Raw genomic sequence first — 20078 nt, forward strand, 5'->3', positions numbered from 1 at the left:
GGTGACCTGGACGCGCAGACCGGAGTCGGTGGCTACCGTGCCGGCGACAACTTGGTCGCCGTCGCTGCGGCGGACGGTGCGTGATTCGCCGGTGATCATGGACTCGTCCATGCTCGCCGATCCGGAGACGATGGTGCCGTCCGCCGGTACTCGGCCGCCGGGGCGCACGACGACGACATCACCGCGCTGCAGCTCGGCCGGGGACACCGGCACCACATCGTCGCCGTCGACGCGTTCGGCGGTGTCCGGGAGCAGCGCCGCCAGTGAGTCCAGAGCGGAGGTGGTCTGCGCGAGGGATCGCATTTCGATCCAGTGCCCGAGCAGCATGATCACGATCAGCAGCGCCAGTTCCCACCAGAAGTCGAGCTGATGATCGAGCAGGCCGAGGCTCGCTCCCATCGACGCGACGAATGCGACGGTGATCGCGAGGGCGATGAGCAGCATCATTCCCGGTGCACGGGAACGGATTTCGCTGACTGCGCCGGTGAGGAAGGGGGATCCGCCCCAGGCGTACATCACGGTGCCGAGCGTCGGGGAGACCCAGGCGATCCACGACGCGTCCGGCAGTGAGTATCCGAGAAGCATCGCAAACATGTTCGATGCCACGATCACCGGAACGGCGAGGACCAGCATGATCCAGAACAGACGACGGAACATGCCGACGTGATCGCCGTGACCGACGTGATCGCCGTGACCGGCATGGCCACCGTGCCCGGTATGCCCTGTGTGTCCTCCGTGTTCGGAGTGCTCGCCGTGACCGACGTGATCGCCGTGACCGGCATGGCCACCGTGCCCGGTATGCCCTGTGTGTCCTCCGTGTTCGGAGTGCTCGCCGTGTCCGGTGTGGCCTGCGCTGCGTTCGGACGTGTCGTGCCCCGACTGCGCGCCAGCTCTCTTAGCCGTTCCGACGTCAGAATGCGTGTGGTTGTTCATCGCGAAATACCTCTTCCTGCAACGACTTCAGCGGTTACGCGGTAGGCGAATCTGCGGTTTGCGGTTCGGCTGCGTATCCGGCATCGCGAACGGCGGCAATGACCCGGGCGTGGTCGGGCTCGCCGATGCTCGTCACCGTCAGCGTTCCTGCCGACGCTGATGCTTCGACCGTGTCGACCCCGACCACAGCACCGACTTCTTCCCGGACCGACGCTTCGCAGTGGCCGCAGGTCATGCCCGTGACTTTGTAGTGCGTGGTGATCATGTCGCGCTCCTCCGACTGTCTCTATACCCCCTAGGGGTATCTGGCTAACGTGTCAGACCATACCCCCTCCCCGTATGTTTCGGAAGGCCGTTGGCTGCGTCGAGCGGTTTACGAACCTGCGGCGACGACCGGTCCGTTGGCTGAACTTCGAATCGAGTCAGGGTGCAGTGGGGTCTACGTCGAATCGGCCAGGGTGCGCGGTCCTGACATAGCGCACCGCTGTGGTGGTGCCGATACCGAACACGGTCATCAGGGCAACCGGGTCGCCGCTGTGGGCGGCCTCGTCGAGGATGCGATCGACACGCAGTTCGCGGGCGGTGATGCCGAGGTCACGGAATGGGCGGGTGATGTAGTGGCGACTGCCCGGCAGCGCGGTAGGCGCAGTCACCCGGGTAATCAGCAAGTACGGATTCGTGCTCGTCGGCCACCGACGCTGACGGTAGATCAGCCAGTCGCGGAGCACCTCGGCGGTGAACTCGTCCAACCAGAACGTGTGGCGGGTGTGTGGCCGGGTGACGGTTGCTCGTCCTGCCGAACGGTCGAGATGGTCGAGTCGGAAGCCGATGACCTCTTCGATCGTCAGCGCGTGGACCGCGACGAGCGCCAGAATCACCCGGTCATCGGGCCTGGTCAGCTGATCGAAGAGCCCATGTACGCGATCGGATCGTAACGGTCTGAGGATCCTGCGGGTGTACCGACCAGCGACCTCTCGGGCAGGGTCGGCGAAGATGCGACGTTCGCGTTTGAGTCCGCGAAAGAGCGACCTCAGGGCCGTGTGCACGTTATGTCTCGACTGCCCTGAGTGACGGCTGAGAGCGCGCTCGATGTCGACAGTATCGACAGATCGCAGACTTTGGTGTGTCTCAGCCCATTCCTGCAAGACCGGTAGCGCGAAATTGAGATAGAGGGCAATCGTCACTGCCGTCAACGGTCTGGATTTACGTCGACCGCGGCCGCCCAGCGCAGTGACCCACGCCTGCACGTCGTCACGGAACTGCGCGGGTGTCTGCTCGATCATCCGTATCGTGCGCTCGGTGTGCCGGGCGGCATTGCGTGCCGCCACCCCATCGGCAGGGTTTCGTCCCGACATCAGTTGGGAGGTGGAACGCGGCGGGCTCCGCGCTTCCGGGCCCCGGCAGTGGGTGCGGCAGGGCCCGACCGATCGCCGATTGCGCGTGCTGGAGCTGCGTCGAGATCCGCGTCGTGAACAGCTTCCGCCAGCATCAGATCACCGACAGTGCAGTTCAACGCCGCACAGATCTTGTCCAGGTCATCGAGTCGGATCGTGATCGGCGCCGAAGACCACAGGGCCGCAGTCTTGCTCAATGACGGATGGAAGTCGACCTGCTCGAATGCTTTGAGCAGCTGCGTCGGACGCCAGATGTCGCGTTGCGCCGCAACCATGCGCAAATTCCATTTCATCTTCTAATTCTCCGTACTCAAGCGCCGCACGGCGCGTTGTGTCGACTCGATGACGGACCGTTCCGGGTCGGCTCCTGCCGACGCCAGATAGCCCACAGTGGTGCTTGCCCATTCGTGACCGAGCATCTTCTGCACATCCCACAAGGGCATTCCTCGTTGGTAGTTGTGGGTAGCGCAGGCATGACGCAACAGATGGGGGTAGAGCTCGCGCACCGGGCCGTTGAGGTGATGGTGCGATGCAGCTTTGAGATTGCGGCGAAATGTCGAGGGTTGAATGGCGGGTGCAACGGCGAGGTTGAGCGCCGCGACGGCGGTCGGCAAGCGTTCCGATGGCCACAACGGTGCGCCCGCGTCGGTCGGGTCGTCGCAGAACTCGCCCCGGACCTGCTCGAGATACCACCACAGCAGCTCTCTCCCCTCTTCGAAGAGAAAAGCTTGCCGTTCGCGTGGACCCGATCCGCGGGCACCCTTACCCACGACGACGAAGCGGCCCCACTGTCCCGCTTCCCAATGGATGTCGCCGATCTTCACCGCACACAGCTCCGACGCCCGCACACCGGACAAGTACGCAATCTTCGCCATGGTGTAGTCGCGTGCGCTCACGTGGTACTTGCGAGAGCGTGGCAGGGCGTCTCTCCAGTCGGCGAAGAACGCTGTCATCGCTCGTCGAGTGGGAGGAATCCGCAGCGCGAAATCACCCCTGTGCCTCGGCCGGTTGAACGGGTCGACCGGTGACTCGACACCGACGCCGAACGCTCGGAGCAGCTCGCCGGCGTAGCGGTGCTCGAGGAATCGGTAGTAGTTGTCGATCTGAACTGTCTTCTTGCGGATGGTTGCGTGACTGCGTTTGCCGGGACCGGCGAAGTACTGATCGAACTGCTGCTGGGTCAATCGCCATGGCACGCAATCGAAGTAATCGCATATCTCGATCACGGGATACATGATTCTCTGCAACGTCGCGGGGCTCAGACCCGCCACATCTCTGGCCCATCCGTATTCGACCAGCGTGTTACGGAAGAAGTCGTGTTCGTCGTCCCCTGACGCCGACGCCAGCCGCTGCAGCGATTCGACGTCCGCAAGTTCCCCGCTGCCGACCCGCGCGGCACTCGATGCGCCGTCGGCAGCGATACGTCGCTGCCGACGAGTAGCGAAATCTGACACGAACAGTGAACTTATGCGAGGAACTCGCAGAATCTACGAGTAACTGATGAAATTTGAGCGACCACGGAATGAAGAAGAATCGTTGCTCTGACCAGGGAACCTGGGCTTACACCGGTTCCTGGCAGCCGATCGAACCCGTGCGGACTCCAGTGGCCAACGTGGGGTCAGCGTTGTCGACGGCGCATCGCGGGTGAAGCTGTTCTCGCGCAACGGAAACGACATATCCGCCTCGTTCCCGGATGTGGCGGCGGCGTTGTCGGAGACGACGGCGGGTCGATCGATGATCCTTGACGGCGAGTTGGTGGCACTGGATTCGGGCGGTCGGCCCGATTTCGGGTTGCTGCAACGCCGAATGCATGTCGCGCGGCCGTCGGCGGCGTTGCTGCGGTCGACCCCGGTGACGTATTTCGTCTTCGATGTCCTCGACGTCGACGGCGAATCGGTCCGGACGCTGCCCTACACGCAGCGCCGTGCGCTGCTCGAAGGTCTCGGCGTGGCCGACGGGCGGCGAGTGCAGGTGCCGCCGACTATGACGGGAATCGACGGCGAGACGTTGATGGGCATTGCCGCCGACAACGGTATCGAGGGGGTCGTGGCGAAGAAGGCTGAGTCGGTGTACCGATCGGGGATCCGGTCGCCGTCGTGGATCAAGGTACCGATCCGGAACACACGCGAAGGCGTGATTTGCGGATGGGTTCCGACGGGCGGCCGCGCTGGCGGGACACTGGCGGCGCTGCTCCTCGGAGCGTACGACGAGGCGGGCGAGTTGGTCTACATCGGTCGTGTGGGAACGGGTTTCACTGATCGGATGCGCCGTGAGCTGCGGAGCGCGCTTGCTGATCGCACTCGTTCGGACAGTGCGCTGCACGGTCCGGTTCCGCGCGCCGACACGGTCGGGGTGTCGTGGGTGGCACCGGAATTGGTGGCGACCGTGGAATATCGCGAACAATCGGCAACGGGGCGTTTACGGCATCCCGCATTCAAAGGAATCCGATCCGATATCGCTCCCCATGATGTCGTGACTTGAAAGGGTGCAGCTCATCGCCACATTCGTTGGTTACGCTGGCCGGGTATCCGAGTCCGTAGGCATTGTGTGTGATCGAAGGGTTTTTCGGCTGTGGCCAAACGAGTGACAACCCAATTGGTGGACGATATCGACGGGTCGGTCATCGACGACGAATCCGGCGAAACGATCGAATTCGCGGTCAACGGTGTCGAGTATGTGATCGACCTGAAAGCGAAGAACGCCACCGAGTTTCACAGGAAGCTCGACTACTACATCGAGCATTCGACGCGGGTCGGTGGCCGCAAGCGTAAGCCCTCCCCCGCCGGCGCGGCGACGCCCGCGAAGACCGGGACACCGGCCACGCGTGATCCGGCGCAGACACGCGCGATCCGGCAGTGGGCGGCCGACGAGGGTTACGAGATCAGCGATCGCGGTCGGATCCCCGCTGCGATCGAAGAGGCGTACAACTCAGCCCACTGAGTACCGCGACCCTGTCGGTGGTCGGCCCTACAGTGTCGCGTGTGAGCGAGTGCGAGTCCGTCGACGCGGCTGCGGTGCCCAATAACGTGCTCGACGAGCTCGCCGAGGTTCTGATCGACAGGCTCGATCAACTACTCGATCGGTTGACCGACCGGGCGTTGGCCGCGCCGACACCAGGGTCGGCTGCGTGGGAGTCGGAGTGGAGCATCCGCAATACGGAGACCGGCCGCGCCCGTGAACGCGAACGCTCTCGGATTCGCGCCGAATTGGTACGACGAGCAGGTGCCGGCCTCGGCACAGTCGGCTCCGCTCCCCCGGTTGCTTCGCCGCCCCTCGCCGATTCGGTGCCCCGATCACGCAGAGTGCGTGCAGCTCGTCGTCGCGTCGACGAGGCACAGCTCGCGTTCTTCTGAGATCAGCTGTTCAATTGCTTTCTTGCTGCTCTCGCGGACTGGTGTGGCGAGTTCGTGCGCACCTTCTGTGTCATCGCGCTAATTCGAGGCGGTCGCTGTCACCGTAGGTGGAAGCGCATCGACCATGGCGGCTACTTCGGCGTCCGATAGATCTTGGTCTGCGTCGGGCGGGGCGGGAATCATCTTTCGCAGGCGGTCAGGCTGAAAGGTGCTTTCGAGGAGCTCTACGGCACGGTAGATGATGGTTTCTTCGATGTGTTGGACGTGGTCGATGAGCCAGCCTTGAATTTCGTCTGGTCCCTCGACGTGGGGGCCGAAAAGGCGTCTTAACGCCTCAGGCTTGTACCCCCAGTCGATCAGCTCGGTAGCTGTGAACCAGCGGCCGGTGGGTCCGGGGGCCCAGTCTTCGTGGCCGTAGTGCGGGTCCGCCTCGTTGGTTGGACCTGGTTGTTCATCACGGGCAGGGTCTTTGGCGTCGTCGGGGATCCTGGTATCCGACATTGTGGTCTCTCCTTGTTCGATCTTCTCTGGTGTGGCGTTTCTGTCGTGGCCCATGGGTACCCTCGTCTTCTGCGCTCGCGGTTGATGGTGTCTGCCGGCACCTCTACCGGCTGGCGTTGTCCAGGCGGTAGTTCGCGACTTTCCAACCGTGGTCCGTGCGTTCGAGGTCGACGGTGGCCGTGTATGCGGTGTACGGGGTGATCTCGCCGCTGGTGTGCTGCACGGTCTGCGAGATCACAACTGGGACAGTGGCTTTGCCGGTGCCTATGGAGGGCTCGCCGTCGAGTGTGGTGATTGCGGTGACGATGTCGCTGCTGCGGGACCACGCGGACCACTCCGACATCGGTTGCGGCGCTGGAATCGGGCGTGCTGCGGCCGCGGTGGCCATCGGCCCTGTGAGGTTGTCTCGCTGCTCGTGCAGGGCTTCCCACGGTGAATCCTGTACTGCTGGTTGCCATGTGTACACACCGGACATGACGGACGTTGCTACTCCGGCCGGGTCCGTGGCCGAGGGGTCGATGGCAATTCCGGCGTCGGTGCCCGCACGCGGGGGTGTGTCCGAACCACGTGAGAAGAACACGATTGCGGCGGCTATGGTCACCGCGCCGACGATGCCGAAGCACGCGAGAACGATTGTCGCTGTGCGGTTCATCTCGAGCGTTCCTGGGAATCGAGTGCATCGGCTGGATCGGTGTCGGAAATTTGTCCCAGTGCAGCGGCTTTGGCGATGACTTCGAGCCAGCCGGTGACGGGTCCGTGGGTGTCGGTGCGGTCGAGGATGTGTGCCATGTCTGTGCTCCTTCGATTCGATGATGGTCAGTGTCGCAACGGGTACCGACACATCTGCGCGGGTCGGCGGTTGCTCTATCCGAGGATGTTGACTCCCGCAGCGGCGAACACGCTGACAGTCCAGATCGCCCACATCGCCAGGAGAGTCGATGCCACAGCGATTGCTTTCTTCAGGGCGGTGACCGTCCAGTTCCTACCCCGCATGTAGTCGATTCCGACCGCCAACACACTCCCGATAGCCAGGGCGACGGTGACCACGATGATCGCCCACCATCCCTGGCCGAGGGCGTCCTCTGTTGCTTCGAGGCGGCCGGCGTTCTCTTCGATGGTGTCTGCGGACGGTAGGACCCAATTCGCTACGGGAACGGACCAGGCCAGCCAGATGACGACTGCGGTCACGCCGAGCGCGACGAGCGCTCGGTGCACGTCGTGGGGTCCCAATTCGTATGCCGTGCGGTGGGGTGTGCTGGTGGCCATGGCCGTTGTCTCCTTCGGTCGTGCGTGGTCGGTGAGGGCTATCGAGCCAGGTCGTAATCGGATGCGGTGGCGGTGATGGTGGTGACGTAGTTCTGGGTCTCCGAGTAGGGCGGGATGCCGCCGAACTGTTGGACCGCTCCGGGGCCGGCGTTGTATCCGGCGAGCATCAGTTCGACGGGATCGCCGGTGATGGCACCGGATTCGATGCCCGGTCGTAGGGTGTCTGCGACCGAGCAGTTGTAGCGGCCCTGCGCCATGACGGCGTCGCCGATGTCGTTGGGATCCCCCTCCCCCGCTGCCCCGGTGACGACGCCCTGATCGTCGACGGGGAAACCGAACGACGCCCACGTTCCGGGGAGGAATTGCGCATACCCTTCGGCCCCGGCCGGGCTGGTCAGGCCCGGTGTGAAGCCGGATTCCTGTTTGAGCTGAGCGGCGAGGATCGCGGGTGAGAGCTCGCGGCACTGAGCGGCCGAGAGGGCGAGCCACGGCTCGAACTCGGGAGGGATCTGGCCGGCGGCGAGGTTCGCGTGATCACCGAGACCGGCACCGGGTGCGGTGGTGCAGTTGCCTGTGGCTTTCGGTGCGGATCCGCCGCCGCCGGGGACGGGCCCGTAGGTCTGGCCGGGTGCCGGTGCGCCGTGGCCGACGGTGGTGACGTGGACGTGGTCGAAGTGGTTCTGGGTGGGAGATCCCCTGTCCTCCATGGTGTTCGGTTCACCTTGGGAGGGGATGTATTCCTGTCGCCAGATCATGTATTCGATCTGGAGGTAGTCGCGGTTCGCCCACAGGTAGTCCTTGACCTGGTCGCCGAGTGCTTTTCCTTCCTCGGAGGACCAGTTGTCGATCATGATGTCGGCTGCGCGGCCGGAGGGGTGGTCGTCGAATCCGCCGCCGTCGGCTCGCCACCCGCCGATGGTGGTGATCTGCGGGAACTTGGCGTGGATGGCGCGGGCGACGCGGACGGTGTCGACCTGGAAGTGCTCTTCGGAGCCGACATTGGCGGGCAGCGCTGCCATTTCCGCGGTGCCGCCGTTCGGGGCGGGCGAGGTCGGTGCGGTCGTCGACGGCGTCGGCAGTGGACTCTGACCGGTCTGTCCGCTGCCGGGTTCGGCGGCGGCTTCGTAGAACGGCTGCGGGTCGATCGCGTTGTCGGGTGACCAGGGGCCGGTGTGGTACTCGAAGTGCAGGTGCGCGCCGGTGGTGTCGCCGTTGTTGCCTTCGTCGGCGATGTGCTGACCGGCGGTGACGTGCTCGCCAGGCTTGACCAGGACACCGTCGGGGAACATGTGCCCGTAGACGGTGGAGACGATCTGGCCGTCGATGTTGTGTTCGAGGACGATCCACATCCCGAACCCGTCGGCGGGTCCGGCTTGCGTGACGGTGCCGTCGGCGTAGGCGTAGATCGGGGTGCCGACGGGCCCGGCGAGGTCGATGCCCTTGTGCATCGTTCCCCACCGTGACCCGAACGGGCTCGTCAGCTGTGCTTCGGAGGTCTTCATCGGCTTGGAGAAGGACCCGGCCGGAACACCGCCTGCAGCCGCGGAGATACCTTTCCCGGGAATGCAGTTGGTGGGTACTTCTTCTCGGACGCCGGTGGTGACGAACAGGACCACGAACAGCGACAGTGCGAGCACCACGCTCAGCGCGATCGCGCCGCCCTTCTTCACAGCGCAGCCGCCCCGAACGAGTGCGAGCCGTAGGATTGGGTGGTGATCGAGCGCGGCGAGCAGGCGGCGAGTCGTTCGGTGAGAGTGCGGTTCTCGCTGCGGAGCCGCCCGATCTCGGCTTCGGCCGCCCGTAGCTTCGCGGCGACGTCATCGGACGCCGGGGACCGGGAGGATCCGAACTTGTCCTTGACCCACCGTGTCACGGTGTTCTCGTGCGCTCCGATCGCTCGTGCAAGGACTGCAACACATTCGGCGCGCGAGGCGTAGTTCTGGCGAGACTTCTCGTACTCGGTCAATACCCATTGCCGGGTCTCGGCGGGGAACTCGGCTCGCCGATGATCGCGGGGATCGTCGGCGAGCATCACCGCGCACCGACCAGTTCGGAGTCGTTGCCGTAGGCATCTGCATCGTCGAGTTCGTGGTGCTGGCCGGCGAAGTACTCCGCGAAGCGGGCGTTGGTGTCGTGGACTCCGGTGTCGTATTCGACGTCGGTGAGGATGGTCTGGATGGGGATGCCGGGGGTGTTGTCCTTGGCGACCTTGATCAGGAACTTCCCGCGGCCGATCGGGTTGCGGACGGTGCGGCGTTCGGATCCGCGTAGCGCTGCCCCTCGTGACCAGGAGGTGACCATGCCCGCTTCGGCGTCGGTGAACTTCAGCTCCCCCGAGAGGCGCTCGACCTCACCGATCGGCAGGCCGCCGCACACGACCATGCCGGCGCGGTCGATGAAGCCCTTCGCGGTCTTGATATCGGCTTCGGTGGGCAGGGTTTCGAGGTCGCGGCCGGTGTGGGTGATCATCAGCAGCCCGGTCGCGTCGGTGCGGTTGAGGCGGGTGATCTCGTTGACGCGGGCGACCATGCCCGGTCCGGCACCGATGACCTGCCACAGCTCGTCGAGGGCCATCAGGAACAGGCGTTGACGGTCCAGGCCTGCGTCGGCGAGCAGGTGCGCCGCTTCCACGGTGCCGTAGGCGTCGGCCCAGCAGGAGAGCATCACGGCCGCTTTGAGGGTGGTGTCGCCGCGGTCGAGGGAGGAGACGTCGATGCAGATCATCGGTGCGTCGAGGTCGATCGGTTCGGTGGTGTGGTCGGCGAAGATGTCCCCGAGTGGCCCTGAGGTCAGTGCGCCGAGGGCCTGCATCAGTTCGGTGATGGCCTCGCGGTAGCCGTCACGATCGGTCTTGTACGCCGCTTGGAGCATGGCCGGTGATCCGGCGTCGATGCGGGCGTAGAGGTCTTTGAGCAGCGGCGGGTGGGTGTAGGAGAATCCGCCGTTGGCGTACAGCTCGCGCAGCGCGATCCCGATCAAGGAATTCTCGAAGGCCTTCACCGAGTGGGTGTCGTAGCGGATCAGCTCGACCAAGGCGCAGACGGCGTTGATCTGACGGGTGGAGATGGTGATGGTGGCGACGTCGATCAGCTCGTCGAGCTCGGCGATCCGGGCTGGGTCGGTGGCTTCGTCGCGGGCGGCGATCGCGCGGACGACGGCCTGCCCGAGGGCCCCGGCGGCGAGCGGGTTGAGGTGCCCGCCGCCGTGCCCGAGGGTGATCACCTGCCCGCCGAGCAGGCGGGTGAGCTTGACGTATTCGCCTTTGATGTCGCCGGCGACGATGGGGGTCTGTCCCCATCCGCACGCCCCGAGGAGGATCTTGCGGATCAGCGTCGACTTCCCCAGGCCTGGCAGGGACAGGACGAACATCGAGGGGTTTCCGATGAGCTTGTCGCGGAAGTACGCGAACGGATCGCACGAGACGGCGTTGCCGGTGATGGCGTGCTGACCGACGATGGTCCCCGACGAGGGCGCGGCCGCGCCGATCGCCCACGGGTTGAGCCCGCACATCTGCACCGAGGTCGCTTCGTACTCGATCGGGGCCGGGACGGTGGCCATTCGGCCACCACCGGCACCCTTGAGCCCGCGTGTGGTCGAGGACAACGACTCCCGCCACAACTGGTCCGAGGCGGCCTCTTGAATGAAGGCTTGGTTGCTGACCGGGTTCTCGTTGCGCCACCGAGTCAGGCCGATGCCGCGTCGCGAGAGCTTGTAGGGCTCTTCGGCGTCACCGGTCGCGACGGCTGCGGCGAGCGCGGCGTAGTCGGTGTCGCCGATGATCCAGCGGACGAACGCCGACGGCTGCGCAGTGTCGGTCTCGAAGTGCAGGTCGCCATCGCTGTATCCCGAGTCGGGTCGGTCGGCGGTCATGGTCATCGTCGGGAGTCTCTTTCTCACGCAGGGGTATGGGCCGGTGTGGGCGAACAGCGTCTAGCTGCGGCGCACCAGGATCGAGGTCGAGATCTGATCGGGCAGCAGCACACCCACACCGAGACCGGCGACGAACGCGGCATCCTGGAAGGCGAACGCGCGGCGCAGCCGCAGCCGGGAGCGGGCAGCGAGTGATTCGGTGACGGCGGCGGCGTTGGCGATCTCGTCGACCGAGCCGACGGTGATCGTCAGCAGCGCCGAATAGCGTTCGTATCCGGCTCCGGAGACCATTTCCCGGCGTGCCTGCTCGGCGATCTCGTGGCGCTTCTCCGACCCGGCGGAGGTGATCTTGTTGCCGCGAGAATTGATCGCGTGCAGCGCGTCTCGGTGCTGCTTGTCGACCTTCTTCGCGGCGTCCCCGGCGGTGTAGGGGCGGTAGACGAGAGTGAGGCGCTTGCGCGGGAGGTCGTCGTGCGGCTGCAGCAACGGTTTGAGGACGGTGTCTGTGAACACCGATTCCGGAGGCGCGGCCATCTCCCAGACGACCGAGACGCCACCGTCGTGGCGGTAGTGACCCCACTCGGTCTTCGCACGTCCCGGTCCGGCGTCGTCCCAGTCGACACCGTGCTCTTCGCCGGAGATCTCGAGTTCCTCGAAGTCGTTCTCGGTCGACGGGTTGTAGGAGCGGTGCACGGCCGCGGTGATCTCGGCGGCGGTCATCGGCTGGGCATCGATCCCGGCACCGGAGAGTGACTCGTACAGATCCGGCAGACGACGGGCCAGCTCGGTGGCCATCTCCTCGGGGTCCTTCTGCCGCTCTTTGGTGGTGGCGCGGAGGGTGATCGACAACCGCGCGAGGGTGCGGTGGCGACCGGACGGCATCCGGACGGCGGACTGCTGGACGAACGTCGCCGCCAACGGCGGTGCGGCGTCGACGAGTTCGTGTTCTGCTCGCCGCGCCAGCCGCAGCCCGGTGGCGGGAATGTTCTCCACCACCACCACCGCGCCGACGATGTCGCCGGGCAGGCCGAGATCGGCGAGGTAGACACCCCAGTCGGCGGTGTAGAGATCCTTGTCGCGCTGAACGATTGCTTCGTCACCGCCGGGGAGGGCGTCGAAGACGACGGTGTAGCGGTGATCGTCGGGGTTGTGGATCATTCCGAATTCGTTGCCGTGCCGGTCGATTCCCATGTAGACCTTGGTGCGGGCGAGCAGTCCGGGGAGTTTGTATCGGCCACCGGGGATCCTCGAGTGCGGTCCTGCGTGGTATTCGGTGGACTTGTCGACGTGCTTGCGGCGAAACCATTGCATTCTCAGTTGTCCTGTCTCGTAGAGGGTTCGGCCGTTCGGCGCGATGACCAGCGGGGTGAGGATCACTGCGCCGACACCCATCAACGCGAGTCCGAAGAGGACGTTTCCGAAGATCAGGACCGCGAACGAGACCGCGAAAAATCCTGCGCCGTAGGCGATTACCTTCGTAGGTAGGCCGAACGCGAACGTGCTCTGCGGCCGGTTGCCGGCCGAGTAGATCGGCGGCTCGTACGGCGCTTCGAGCTGTGTGGTCATCGTTGGATCCGTCCGTGGTAGTTGCCGACTGCACCTTCTGCAGCGGAGCCGAGGGTGTTCGAGATCGAGCCTGCGGTGCGGCCGGCGTTGCCTGCGGCTTTGAGTGCCCCGGCTGCCCCACGCAGGCCTGCCGAGGATGCGGTGCGTCCTGCCGAACTGACGGCCGAGCCGACTCTGCGGGCTGCACCCATCGGCCCGGACGATGCACCTGCGTGGGAGGGACTCGATCCACCGTTGTAGCGGCCCTGAAATCCGGGGGTGGAACGTGCGCCGGTGCCGTTCCCACCCGAGGACCCACCTTTGCCGCCGCCACCGGAGGATCCGGCGACGGTGTTGGCCGCTGCCCCGAGGGCACGCGACCCGGCCCTAGCGGTACTGCCCATCACCGCGCCACCGGCTGAGCTGACCTGTCCGACTTCGCGGCCACCGGCGGAGATGGTTTCAGCTGCGGGAGCGACGATCTTGACCAAGGTGGGCAGGGAGAACCCGACGACGGCCAGCAGGATCGAGCCGATGATGACCGTGGCGATCTGATCCGAGCTCGACGCCGAGGATGCCCAGAACGCGAACAGATACAGCAGCGTCGCTACCGGCTTGAACAGCAGCGCGCCGAGAGTGAACGCGATCATCGACTTGTAGGAGCTACGCCCGGTGCCGGTGGCCGACGCTGCGGCGGCGAGCGGGATGACGGCGACGACGACGCACAGCACGGCCTCACGGATCAGCAGTGCGATGAGCTGGGCAACCGAACCGAGGAACGCGAACCCGGCGCAGGCGAGAGCGAGTATCGGGCCGAGGCCGGTCTTGTCGTCGAACGCGGTGATGGCGGTGATCTTTTGGTTCAGATCGCCGCTGACGAACTTCTCGAGCGCGTAGGCCGAGGCGACGTCTCCGACTTGGTGGAACATCAACACCAGGATCGGCAGCAGCGAGACAGTGATGACCGTGCGGACCAGCATGCTGGCTGTTTCGGTGGCTCCTTCCATCACTGCTTGTTTGCGGGCGATGGCGAGTTTGGTCATCGCGATGACGATCGAGGCGAACAAGGCGACGAGGGTGAATCCGGTGATGATGTTGCGTAGCCCCGACATGGCGTTCTCGGCGGCGAGTCCTGGTATGCCCGAGGACATCCAGAAGGTCATGACGGTGCGGAATGCCTGGCTGTTGCCTTCCATCACGGCTTTGGTGAAGTCACCGACGGGGTCACCCCAGAACGCGGACGATGCGGAGGAGACGGCAGTGGAGATCGCGTCACCGGGATTGTCCTCGAACGAGTTGGAGAGGCAGAACACCTGAGGGAGTGCGTCACCGGTCACGCTGTTGAGTTGGTCACCGATCCAGGTCGAGTCCTCGCGCGCCTTGTCCAGGCATTCCCGGCGATCCTTCTGAAAGTCGTTGCCTTGGTTTGCGATATCTGCGATTCCAGGAACGGGCGGTGGGTCCTGGGCGTACGCGACGGCGTTGCTTCCCGCGATGATCGCGACGGTGACCACCGCGAGAAGAAGGAACCGAATCGCACCGCGTCGGATTCGCTCGAAGACGTTCGGGCGCGTCACGCGAAGCTCCAGGGAGTGAAGGAACTGATGTCGGTGATGTCGGTGTCGGTGGCGACGGAGCGTTTGTCGAGCCGGCTCCTCCAGGTACCGCCGTCGTAGAACATCGACGTGCGCAGGACTGTGTAGACAGGGGTGGTGCGGCGTTGCCCGTTGTCGTCGATGGGAACTTCGATGGCGAATTCGACTGACGCGAAATCAGAAGTGCAACTTCCGATACGGAACGCCACCGGAGCGGGAAAACCAGTGGCGGCGTCTTGACCGGGCGAGTCCCACGCTTCGGCAGCGGCACCGCGATCGAGTTCGTCGGTGTGCACCGTGAGGAGCTCGTAGGCGTCTTTTGCCACCGGACCGGGACCGTACGTCGTTGCCACCCAATTCCACCCGGCCAGGGCTGCCCCCTGGGGAGTCTGTGTGTAACCGGTGGGTACGTTGCCGGTCACCGCGGTGGGTCCGTCTGTGGTCGAGACCAGCAGCGGAAGTGAGGCGGTCTGTTGGATCTGTACTCCGGCCGGTGAGGTGACGGGTGTGTTGGTCGGAGTGCATTCGATCCGCGGTTCCGGAGCGGTCTGTGGCAGAGGCTGCCCGATCGGGTTGTTGGGGACGGTGACCTTGCGGCCGAGTACGTCGACGACGGGTGTGCCGAAACCTCGTTGGCCGTTGCTGCCCGATCCGGACGGGTCGCTGGGCGTGGGTTCGGTGGTCGACGGTGCAGCCGTGGCCGGTGGGGTGTCGTCGTCGTTCATGTTCGGGACGATGAAGACGATCGCACCGACGATTGCGACGACGACGAGCGCCGCAACGCCGATCAGGATGGTGCGGATGCGGCGGCTCATGAGGTGCGCTCCAGGGTGGTGTAGCCGTCGATGGAGTCCAGTTCGACGGCGTCGATGTTCTCCTCGGCGGTCGGTAGGACGATCCGCCAGTCATCCGATATCCATTGCAGCGCAACCGGGTAGGCATAGAGCTGGGTGTCGGTACCGATGGTTTGGGCGACCGACACTGCCGCTGAGAGCGGGTCGTCGCTGTAGTCGGTGACCTCGAACCCGACGAACTTCGGTGCCGCGTCGGCGGGGACCGATCCGGAGACGGTGACGGCGGTGCGGGCGGCCGCGAATTCGTCGCGGCCCGGTCCGGGTGCGGTGACGGTGTTGACCACGTCCGGCCAGGCGCGGTCGTCGGCGACGGCGAGTGCGGTCTGTCCGTTGATCGCGGCCAGGACAGCGCCTTGCGGGGTTTGTGCGTATCCGCTGCGGTTCACCGATGTTCCGGCGAAGGGCCCGTCGATCCGTGAGGTCGGCACAGACACTCCCGCGACCTCGCGCCAGGTCAGTTCGGCCGGGGCGGAGCGCAGATCGGGTGCTGCGTCCGGGGTGGCGGTAGGGGCGTCGTCGTTGCCGGATCCGCACGCAGCGAGTGCGAGGACGGTCGCCGCTGTCGCGGCGATCCGGAGTGTGCGGGAGACGGTCATCAGGTGAGGCCTTTCGGGTCGAATGTAGTTCGGGTGCAGCGAATGTGGGTTTCTCAGGCGAGGACGGCTTGAGCGATTCCGGATGCGGATCCGATGATGGCGGCGCAGATCAGGATGCGGGCCAGGGTCGCGTCCTCGACCATCTGTGTTCCGGTGGACTTGCGCTGGTTGACGAACACGGCCCCGCACACGAACAGTGCTGCGATGCAGGTGATGATGGCGAACCAGAGCAGCCACGACAGGCCCGTCATGATCGGCTGCCACACCTCGTCGGGCCATTCGACCGGTTCGGTGGGTGGTTGAGCGAGCACGTCGGTCATGGCCATGACACGTTCACCCACCAGGCGCTGAACGAACAGAGCACGGTGATGGCCAGGGCGCCGGTGTGACCGGTCATGCGATCACCGCGCCGATACCTGCGGAGACAGTGCCGACCACGGTCGAGACCAGCAGGACTGTGGTCGCGCGGTCGTGTCGGCTGCAGATGGTCTTGTCGACGGCGACCACACCTCCGCTGATCACCATCGCGCTGATCGAGGCGATGAACACCCCCCCACAAGGTCCAGTTCAAGGCGGTCATAGGACGAGCATGTTGACCAGGCCGGCGGCACCACCGATGACAATGGACCCGAACAAGCCGCCGACGAGTTTGCCGGTGGCACCGCCTTGGCCACCGCCGGAGATCTTCTCGTAGGCGAGCATCGCGCCGCAGATCATGATTCCGGCGACGGCGGCGATGATGCAGCCCCACATCAGCCAGGACAGCAGGGTCAAGATCTTCTCCCCGGTGCGGCCGTCCGGTGCTTGGGGGCTGACATCACCGATGTTCTGTGCGAGGAAGGTGGTTGTCGACGCGGCGAGGGTAGTGATCATGGTTGATCTCTTTCTGTGAGGGTGAGTGGTATTGCGGTTCAGTGGCCTGCGGCGATGCGGGCGGCAGCGAAGATTTCCCGCCCGATCACGGCGAGTTCGTGGTGTGGCGTGGTGGTCGAAGGGGCGGGTGCCCGCATCCGCCCGGGTGGGGGTGGGTCGGGCTCGGAGGGTGTCCAGATCGCGAGCTCGTGCTGTCTGTGGGTGCGCAGATCCTCGACGTACGGGATCCGCCAGACCGCCGGGGCTGCGGAGGCGACGACATCGGCCCAGCGGCGCAGGGTCTTCGGGAGTGGGCCTGGTGCGTCGGGAACCAGAGCGAGTCCGAGGAGGGTGCAGCCGCCGGTCAGTCCTGCGGCTGCTTGCAGGAGCAGATCGTGTGCAGCGTCGAGGCCGGCGCGGTCGGTGCGCGCGACGACCACGACGTGCGGGTGCCGGTCGCGGGCGGGCCAGCCCCGGCGGGCGTCGCCCGCCGGGGCCCAGATCTGAGCGAGTGTGCCTGCGCCGGAGCGCCCGTGAGCGGCGAGGAGCCACATCGCGGGCTGGCGACCGTGGACCGATGGTGAGACCGGGTTGTCGTGTATCGGTGCCTGCCGGGATTGCGGTGGTATCCGCAGTCCGGCCGGGGTGACAGATGGTTCGTCGTCTCGGTCGTAGTCACGGCGCTCTGCTGGTTGTGCGGCCATGTCGGGCGCACCTCCTTCTCCGGCGTTCTCGGTCACCGAGTGGTGGTTGGTGAGACGGTGGTTGGCACAGCGGCAGAAACGGTGGGGGTCGCTGTGGTGGCCGCTGTGGTCGTCGTGGCGGTGCCGGTGGTTCCGACGGTGGCGTGGGTAGCGAGGATGCTCCCGGCGCTGCGTACGGTGTCGGTGGTGGCGAACAGGGCCGCGCCTTGTTCGATCACTGCCCCGACCTTGTCTGCGAGGCTCTGATCGCCGGTCAGGTCGGCGGCGAGTGCGACGATCCACCGCACGGTCAGCTCGACGGGGGTCTCACCTTTGGATCCGACCGGAACGCTGTCGTAGGAGCCGTGTTTGGTCGCGGTGTTCCAGTACGAGGTGTCGGTGACGAGCTGCGCGAGACCGGCGTTCTCGTCGATGGTGTTCGACACTTCCTTGAATGCGACGTCGACGGCCGAGTCGATGGTCGCCGGGGGTACGAGCTTGACCGCTGAGGACAGCACTTTGGTGGCGAGTATGCCCAGAGCTGCGGGTGGATTGGTCAGACCGACGGTGGCGAGCTGGCCGATCGTCTCGGGGGTGATGACGTCCTTGGCGACGGTGATCGCCGCGCCGATAGCCATACCCGCGATCTTGGTGACCGCACCGACCGCCTCGTCGATCATCTCGTCGGTCGAGGTTGCGGACGGGTCGGAGTACTTCGCCATCTTCGACAGCACCGTCTCCGACGATGAGTTGACCTCGAATCGTCCTGCCTTGGAGTCGAAGTCGATGTTGTCGTTGATTACCGACGCACCGGTCATCAGGGCAGTGCGCCCGACGGCGGTGGAGACGTCGGTGAGGATCCGGACGGGGTCGCGGGTGTCCATCGAGGACTGTCCGGCGATGGACGCCACCAGCTTGGCCGCGGGTGCGTCGACGGGGGTGTCGCACGCGAGATCGCCTGCGGTGCAGTACGAGGCGACCCGGTCCGACACTGCTCCGAATCCAGCGATCTTCGGTGTCGGTGCGATACCGCCACCTGCGGGGGCGGCTGCGGCGACGGCCGGGGCGAGTTGGACGGTGTCCACGGCTGCGCCGTCGGTTCCCGGTGCCGGTGCGGGGGTCGATCCCCCACCTGCGATGACGTCTTCGCCTTCGGCGCGGGTGGGGTCGGAGAACAGTGCTCCGCCGGCGAGATCGTCGGCAGGTATCGGCCCTTGTCCGGCACCGATAGCGCGCAAGACCTTCGATGCGGCTTCGCCGCCCTGGGAGTAGCCGGAGATGAAGAACTTGGAGTCGGGGCAGCGTGCGGCGATATCGGAGATCATGGTGGTGGTGTTCTCGGCACCGATGTCGACGGACTGGGCGTAGGGAACGGAGCTGCGGTCCCCTGGCTTGCCGCCGAACGATGCCGGATACGGGACGTACTTGCGGTCGAGAGCGGGTCCGTCGCCGGAGTTCGCATCGCGCATCGCCGGGACGGTCAGCCGGGAGAAGAAGCCGGAATCGGTATCGGGTGAGGTGTTTTCGTCGATCTCGGTGGTGCCGGGGACGACGAGGAGTTGGAGCACCGGGCAGTCGCCGTCGGTGCTGGTTCGGCTGGTCGTTGCTGATCCGGACGGGGTGGGTGTAGCGGACGGTTGCGCGGCCGCGACTCCGCTGGCAGAGACCGCGAGCGTCATCGCTGCGGTGGCGGCGAGCAGGCGCGGGGTGAGGCGGCGAACCTGGTCGATGGTTGTGTGCACGGCTTCTCTCTTCTTCGGTGGGGTCCAGCGGATGTGCCTGGTCATAGGGGGTCAGCGCGGGACGATGGCGGAGATGAGCGTCGTGCCGTCCGGCGTCTTGGTGGTGGTGATCCGTTGGCGGCTCATGCGTCCGTCGATCCCGGGTCCGCGTTCGACGACGGTGACGTCGTAGATCCCCGCGTCGACCGGATCAGCGAGCACGCAGAACTCGATGTCGGGTTCGAGCTGGTCGATTCCCTGCTGGAGTCTCTGTGCGGACGCCATCACTGCATCCGGTGCCCCTGCGGCGCGGGCAGCGGACCCGTCGCGGTCGAAGTAGAAGGCCTTCTCGAACCGCCAGATCGCCACTGCGCCTAGATCGTCGCTGTCTTCGGTGACCGGGTCACCGTCGGCTTGCCCCCGGCACCAGGTGACATCGGCTGCGGCGGCACCGGCCGCTGCGGGGGCGGTCGAGGTCGGAGCCGTTGTGGTGAGGATCTCGTCGGGCAGCAGTGCGGCAGGGGCTTGCGGTTCGTCACCGACGCCGGTGAGGACCAGAGCTGCTCCCAAGCCTCCTCCGACCAGAACCGCGAGTGCAGTCGTGACGGCGACAGCGGAGCGGTGACGACGCCACCAGGACTGCGAAGGTGTGGGCGCGGTGTAGGGGCCTCCAGTGCGAAGTAGAGAGGTCCGTTCGTCGAAGGAGCTGTATCCGTCCGTTGGCCGTGCTGGGTCCACGTCGTCCGCAGAGTCGCCTGCGAACCAGTCGTCGTCGGGATCGACGTCGGTATGGTGCTGGTCGGTCAGGACGGTCAGTCTGCGCTCGGACGCTGCAGCGGCAGTCTCTGTGTCGGCGACGATAGGATCGGCGAACCAATCATCGGAGCTGTCGTCGGGGGTCTCTCGAGGTGCCAC

General features: G+C 65.6%; 25 protein-coding genes. 3 read left to right on the forward strand and 22 right to left on the reverse strand.

Annotated features, from left to right (window positions below):
• From CH291_RS25245 to CH291_RS25265, 5 genes are all read right to left on the reverse strand, one after another.
• Positions 1-933, reverse strand: a 933-nt coding sequence (locus CH291_RS25245) for a P-type ATPase (protein WP_441347070.1), incomplete at its 3' end; no start/stop codon positions are given.
• A 34-nt stretch (positions 934-967) separates the two neighbouring features.
• Complete coding sequence (locus tag CH291_RS25250) at positions 968-1198, reverse strand: heavy-metal-associated domain-containing protein (protein ID WP_063216977.1); 231 nt, start codon at positions 1196-1198, stop codon at positions 968-970.
• 157 nt (positions 1199-1355) lie between these two features.
• Entirely contained in the window at positions 1356-2261 is a 906-nt protein-coding gene (locus tag CH291_RS25255) for a site-specific integrase (protein ID WP_063216976.1), read from the reverse strand.
• Positions 2262-2287: 26 nt separating this feature from the next.
• Positions 2288-2620: a helix-turn-helix domain-containing protein gene (locus tag CH291_RS25260; RefSeq protein WP_170945395.1), complete on the reverse strand. Its 333-nt coding sequence runs from the start codon at positions 2618-2620 to the stop codon at positions 2288-2290.
• A 3-nt stretch (positions 2621-2623) separates the two neighbouring features.
• Complete coding sequence (locus CH291_RS25265) at positions 2624-3781, reverse strand: tyrosine-type recombinase/integrase (RefSeq protein ID WP_217901027.1); 1158 nt, start codon at positions 3779-3781, stop codon at positions 2624-2626.
• A 118-nt stretch (positions 3782-3899) separates the two neighbouring features.
• On the opposite strand from CH291_RS25265, the gene ligD reads away from it, so the two are divergent.
• From ligD to CH291_RS25280, 3 genes are all read left to right on the forward strand, one after another.
• The gene (ligD, locus tag CH291_RS25270; protein ID WP_094688948.1) at positions 3900-4808 is read left to right on the forward strand and encodes a non-homologous end-joining DNA ligase; all 909 of its coding nucleotides are present in this window, start codon (positions 3900-3902) and stop codon (positions 4806-4808) included.
• A 90-nt stretch (positions 4809-4898) separates the two neighbouring features.
• Positions 4899-5267, forward strand: coding sequence for a histone-like nucleoid-structuring protein Lsr2 (locus CH291_RS25275; protein ID WP_094688949.1), 369 nt, complete (start codon positions 4899-4901; stop codon positions 5265-5267).
• A 41-nt stretch (positions 5268-5308) separates the two neighbouring features.
• Positions 5309-5680, forward strand: coding sequence for a hypothetical protein (locus CH291_RS25280; RefSeq protein ID WP_032407509.1), 372 nt, complete (start codon positions 5309-5311; stop codon positions 5678-5680).
• Positions 5681-5758: 78 nt separating this feature from the next.
• Here the strand turns inward: CH291_RS25280 and CH291_RS25285 are convergent, their stop codons facing one another.
• The 17 genes from CH291_RS25285 to CH291_RS25355 all read right to left on the reverse strand — a co-directional run bounded on the left by CH291_RS25285 (position 5759) and on the right by CH291_RS25355 (position 20078).
• Positions 5759-6235 (reverse strand): hypothetical protein, encoded by a 477-nt coding sequence (locus CH291_RS25285; RefSeq protein ID WP_141214580.1) that lies wholly within the window; start codon positions 6233-6235, stop codon positions 5759-5761.
• 49 nt (positions 6236-6284) lie between these two features.
• Positions 6285-6833 carry a hypothetical protein gene (locus tag CH291_RS25290; RefSeq protein WP_094688951.1) on the reverse strand — a complete coding sequence of 183 codons (549 nt, stop codon included), beginning with the start codon at positions 6831-6833 and terminating at the stop codon, positions 6285-6287.
• Positions 6830-6970 carry a hypothetical protein gene (locus CH291_RS26945; protein WP_155290488.1) on the reverse strand — a complete coding sequence of 47 codons (141 nt, stop codon included), beginning with the start codon at positions 6968-6970 and terminating at the stop codon, positions 6830-6832. The genes CH291_RS25290 and CH291_RS26945 overlap by 4 nt, the downstream gene beginning before the upstream one ends.
• Positions 6971-7045: 75 nt before the next feature.
• Positions 7046-7447, reverse strand: a complete 402-nt coding sequence (locus CH291_RS25295; protein WP_094688952.1) for a hypothetical protein — start codon at positions 7445-7447, stop codon at positions 7046-7048.
• 38 nt (positions 7448-7485) lie between these two features.
• Positions 7486-9117, reverse strand: coding sequence for a M23 family metallopeptidase (locus CH291_RS25300; RefSeq protein ID WP_094688953.1), 1632 nt, complete (start codon positions 9115-9117; stop codon positions 7486-7488).
• Positions 9114-9479 (reverse strand): transposase, encoded by a 366-nt coding sequence (locus tag CH291_RS25305; protein WP_094688954.1) that lies wholly within the window; start codon positions 9477-9479, stop codon positions 9114-9116. The genes CH291_RS25300 and CH291_RS25305 overlap by 4 nt, the downstream gene beginning before the upstream one ends.
• Positions 9479-11323: an ATP/GTP-binding protein gene (locus tag CH291_RS25310; RefSeq protein WP_255176024.1), complete on the reverse strand. Its 1845-nt coding sequence runs from the start codon at positions 11321-11323 to the stop codon at positions 9479-9481. Before CH291_RS25310 ends, CH291_RS25305 begins: the two co-directional genes overlap by 1 nt.
• A gap of 54 nt (positions 11324-11377) precedes the next feature.
• Complete coding sequence (locus CH291_RS25315) at positions 11378-12883, reverse strand: SCO6880 family protein (RefSeq protein ID WP_094688955.1); 1506 nt, start codon at positions 12881-12883, stop codon at positions 11378-11380.
• The gene (locus CH291_RS25320) at positions 12880-14439 is read right to left on the reverse strand and encodes a hypothetical protein (protein ID WP_094688956.1); all 1560 of its coding nucleotides are present in this window, start codon (positions 14437-14439) and stop codon (positions 12880-12882) included. Before CH291_RS25320 ends, CH291_RS25315 begins: the two co-directional genes overlap by 4 nt.
• Positions 14436-15272: a hypothetical protein gene (locus tag CH291_RS25325; RefSeq protein WP_094688957.1), complete on the reverse strand. Its 837-nt coding sequence runs from the start codon at positions 15270-15272 to the stop codon at positions 14436-14438. Before CH291_RS25325 ends, CH291_RS25320 begins: the two co-directional genes overlap by 4 nt.
• A complete protein-coding gene (locus CH291_RS25330; protein WP_094639456.1) occupies positions 15269-15907 on the reverse strand; it encodes a hypothetical protein in 639 nt (212 codons plus the stop codon). Before CH291_RS25330 ends, CH291_RS25325 begins: the two co-directional genes overlap by 4 nt.
• A 53-nt stretch (positions 15908-15960) precedes the next feature.
• The gene (locus tag CH291_RS25335) at positions 15961-16233 is read right to left on the reverse strand and encodes a hypothetical protein (RefSeq protein WP_094639457.1); all 273 of its coding nucleotides are present in this window, start codon (positions 16231-16233) and stop codon (positions 15961-15963) included.
• Positions 16234-16300: 67 nt separating this feature from the next.
• The gene (locus CH291_RS26950) at positions 16301-16456 is read right to left on the reverse strand and encodes a hypothetical protein (protein WP_176457206.1); all 156 of its coding nucleotides are present in this window, start codon (positions 16454-16456) and stop codon (positions 16301-16303) included.
• Positions 16457-16483: 27 nt separating this feature from the next.
• Positions 16484-16780, reverse strand: coding sequence for a hypothetical protein (locus CH291_RS25340; protein WP_094639458.1), 297 nt, complete (start codon positions 16778-16780; stop codon positions 16484-16486).
• 38 nt (positions 16781-16818) lie between these two features.
• Positions 16819-17463 carry a DUF6668 family protein gene (locus tag CH291_RS25345; protein ID WP_094639795.1) on the reverse strand — a complete coding sequence of 215 codons (645 nt, stop codon included), beginning with the start codon at positions 17461-17463 and terminating at the stop codon, positions 16819-16821.
• A gap of 32 nt (positions 17464-17495) precedes the next feature.
• Positions 17496-19184 (reverse strand): cutinase family protein, encoded by a 1689-nt coding sequence (locus CH291_RS25350; RefSeq protein ID WP_255176023.1) that lies wholly within the window; start codon positions 19182-19184, stop codon positions 17496-17498.
• A 51-nt stretch (positions 19185-19235) separates the two neighbouring features.
• Complete coding sequence (locus CH291_RS25355) at positions 19236-20078, reverse strand: hypothetical protein (RefSeq protein ID WP_094688959.1); 843 nt, start codon at positions 20076-20078, stop codon at positions 19236-19238.

The sequence above is a fragment of the Rhodococcus sp. 14-1411-2a genome (assembly GCF_002259485.1).
In the GTDB taxonomy this organism is placed as follows: domain Bacteria; phylum Actinomycetota; class Actinomycetes; order Mycobacteriales; family Mycobacteriaceae; genus Rhodococcoides.

What these genes read in the sequence shown, in the direction of transcription:
- CH291_RS25250 (WP_063216977.1), bottom strand. Translation starts at nt 1,198, where the DNA reads ATGATCACCACGCACTACAAAGTCACGGGCATGACCTGCGGCCACTGC.
- CH291_RS25260 (WP_170945395.1), bottom strand. Translation starts at nt 2,620, where the DNA reads ATGAAATGGAATTTGCGCATGGTTGCGGCGCAACGCGACATCTGGCGT.
- CH291_RS25285 (WP_141214580.1), bottom strand. Translation starts at nt 6,235, where the DNA reads ATGGGCCACGACAGAAACGCCACACCAGAGAAGATCGAACAAGGAGAG.
- CH291_RS25290 (WP_094688951.1), bottom strand. Translation starts at nt 6,833, where the DNA reads ATGAACCGCACAGCGACAATCGTTCTCGCGTGCTTCGGCATCGTCGGC.
- CH291_RS26945 (WP_155290488.1), bottom strand. Translation starts at nt 6,970, where the DNA reads ATGGCACACATCCTCGACCGCACCGACACCCACGGACCCGTCACCGGC.
- CH291_RS25295 (WP_094688952.1), bottom strand. Translation starts at nt 7,447, where the DNA reads ATGGCCACCAGCACACCCCACCGCACGGCATACGAATTGGGACCCCAC.
- CH291_RS25305 (WP_094688954.1), bottom strand. Translation starts at nt 9,479, where the DNA reads ATGCTCGCCGACGATCCCCGCGATCATCGGCGAGCCGAGTTCCCCGCC.
- CH291_RS25310 (WP_255176024.1), bottom strand. Translation starts at nt 11,323, where the DNA reads ATGACCATGACCGCCGACCGACCCGACTCGGGATACAGCGATGGCGAC.
- CH291_RS25315 (WP_094688955.1), bottom strand. Translation starts at nt 12,883, where the DNA reads ATGACCACACAGCTCGAAGCGCCGTACGAGCCGCCGATCTACTCGGCC.
- CH291_RS25325 (WP_094688957.1), bottom strand. Translation starts at nt 15,272, where the DNA reads ATGAGCCGCCGCATCCGCACCATCCTGATCGGCGTTGCGGCGCTCGTC.
- CH291_RS25330 (WP_094639456.1), bottom strand. Translation starts at nt 15,907, where the DNA reads ATGACCGTCTCCCGCACACTCCGGATCGCCGCGACAGCGGCGACCGTC.
- CH291_RS25335 (WP_094639457.1), bottom strand. Translation starts at nt 16,233, where the DNA reads ATGGCCATGACCGACGTGCTCGCTCAACCACCCACCGAACCGGTCGAA.
- CH291_RS25340 (WP_094639458.1), bottom strand. Translation starts at nt 16,780, where the DNA reads ATGATCACTACCCTCGCCGCGTCGACAACCACCTTCCTCGCACAGAAC.
- CH291_RS25345 (WP_094639795.1), bottom strand. Translation starts at nt 17,463, where the DNA reads ATGGCCGCACAACCAGCAGAGCGCCGTGACTACGACCGAGACGACGAA.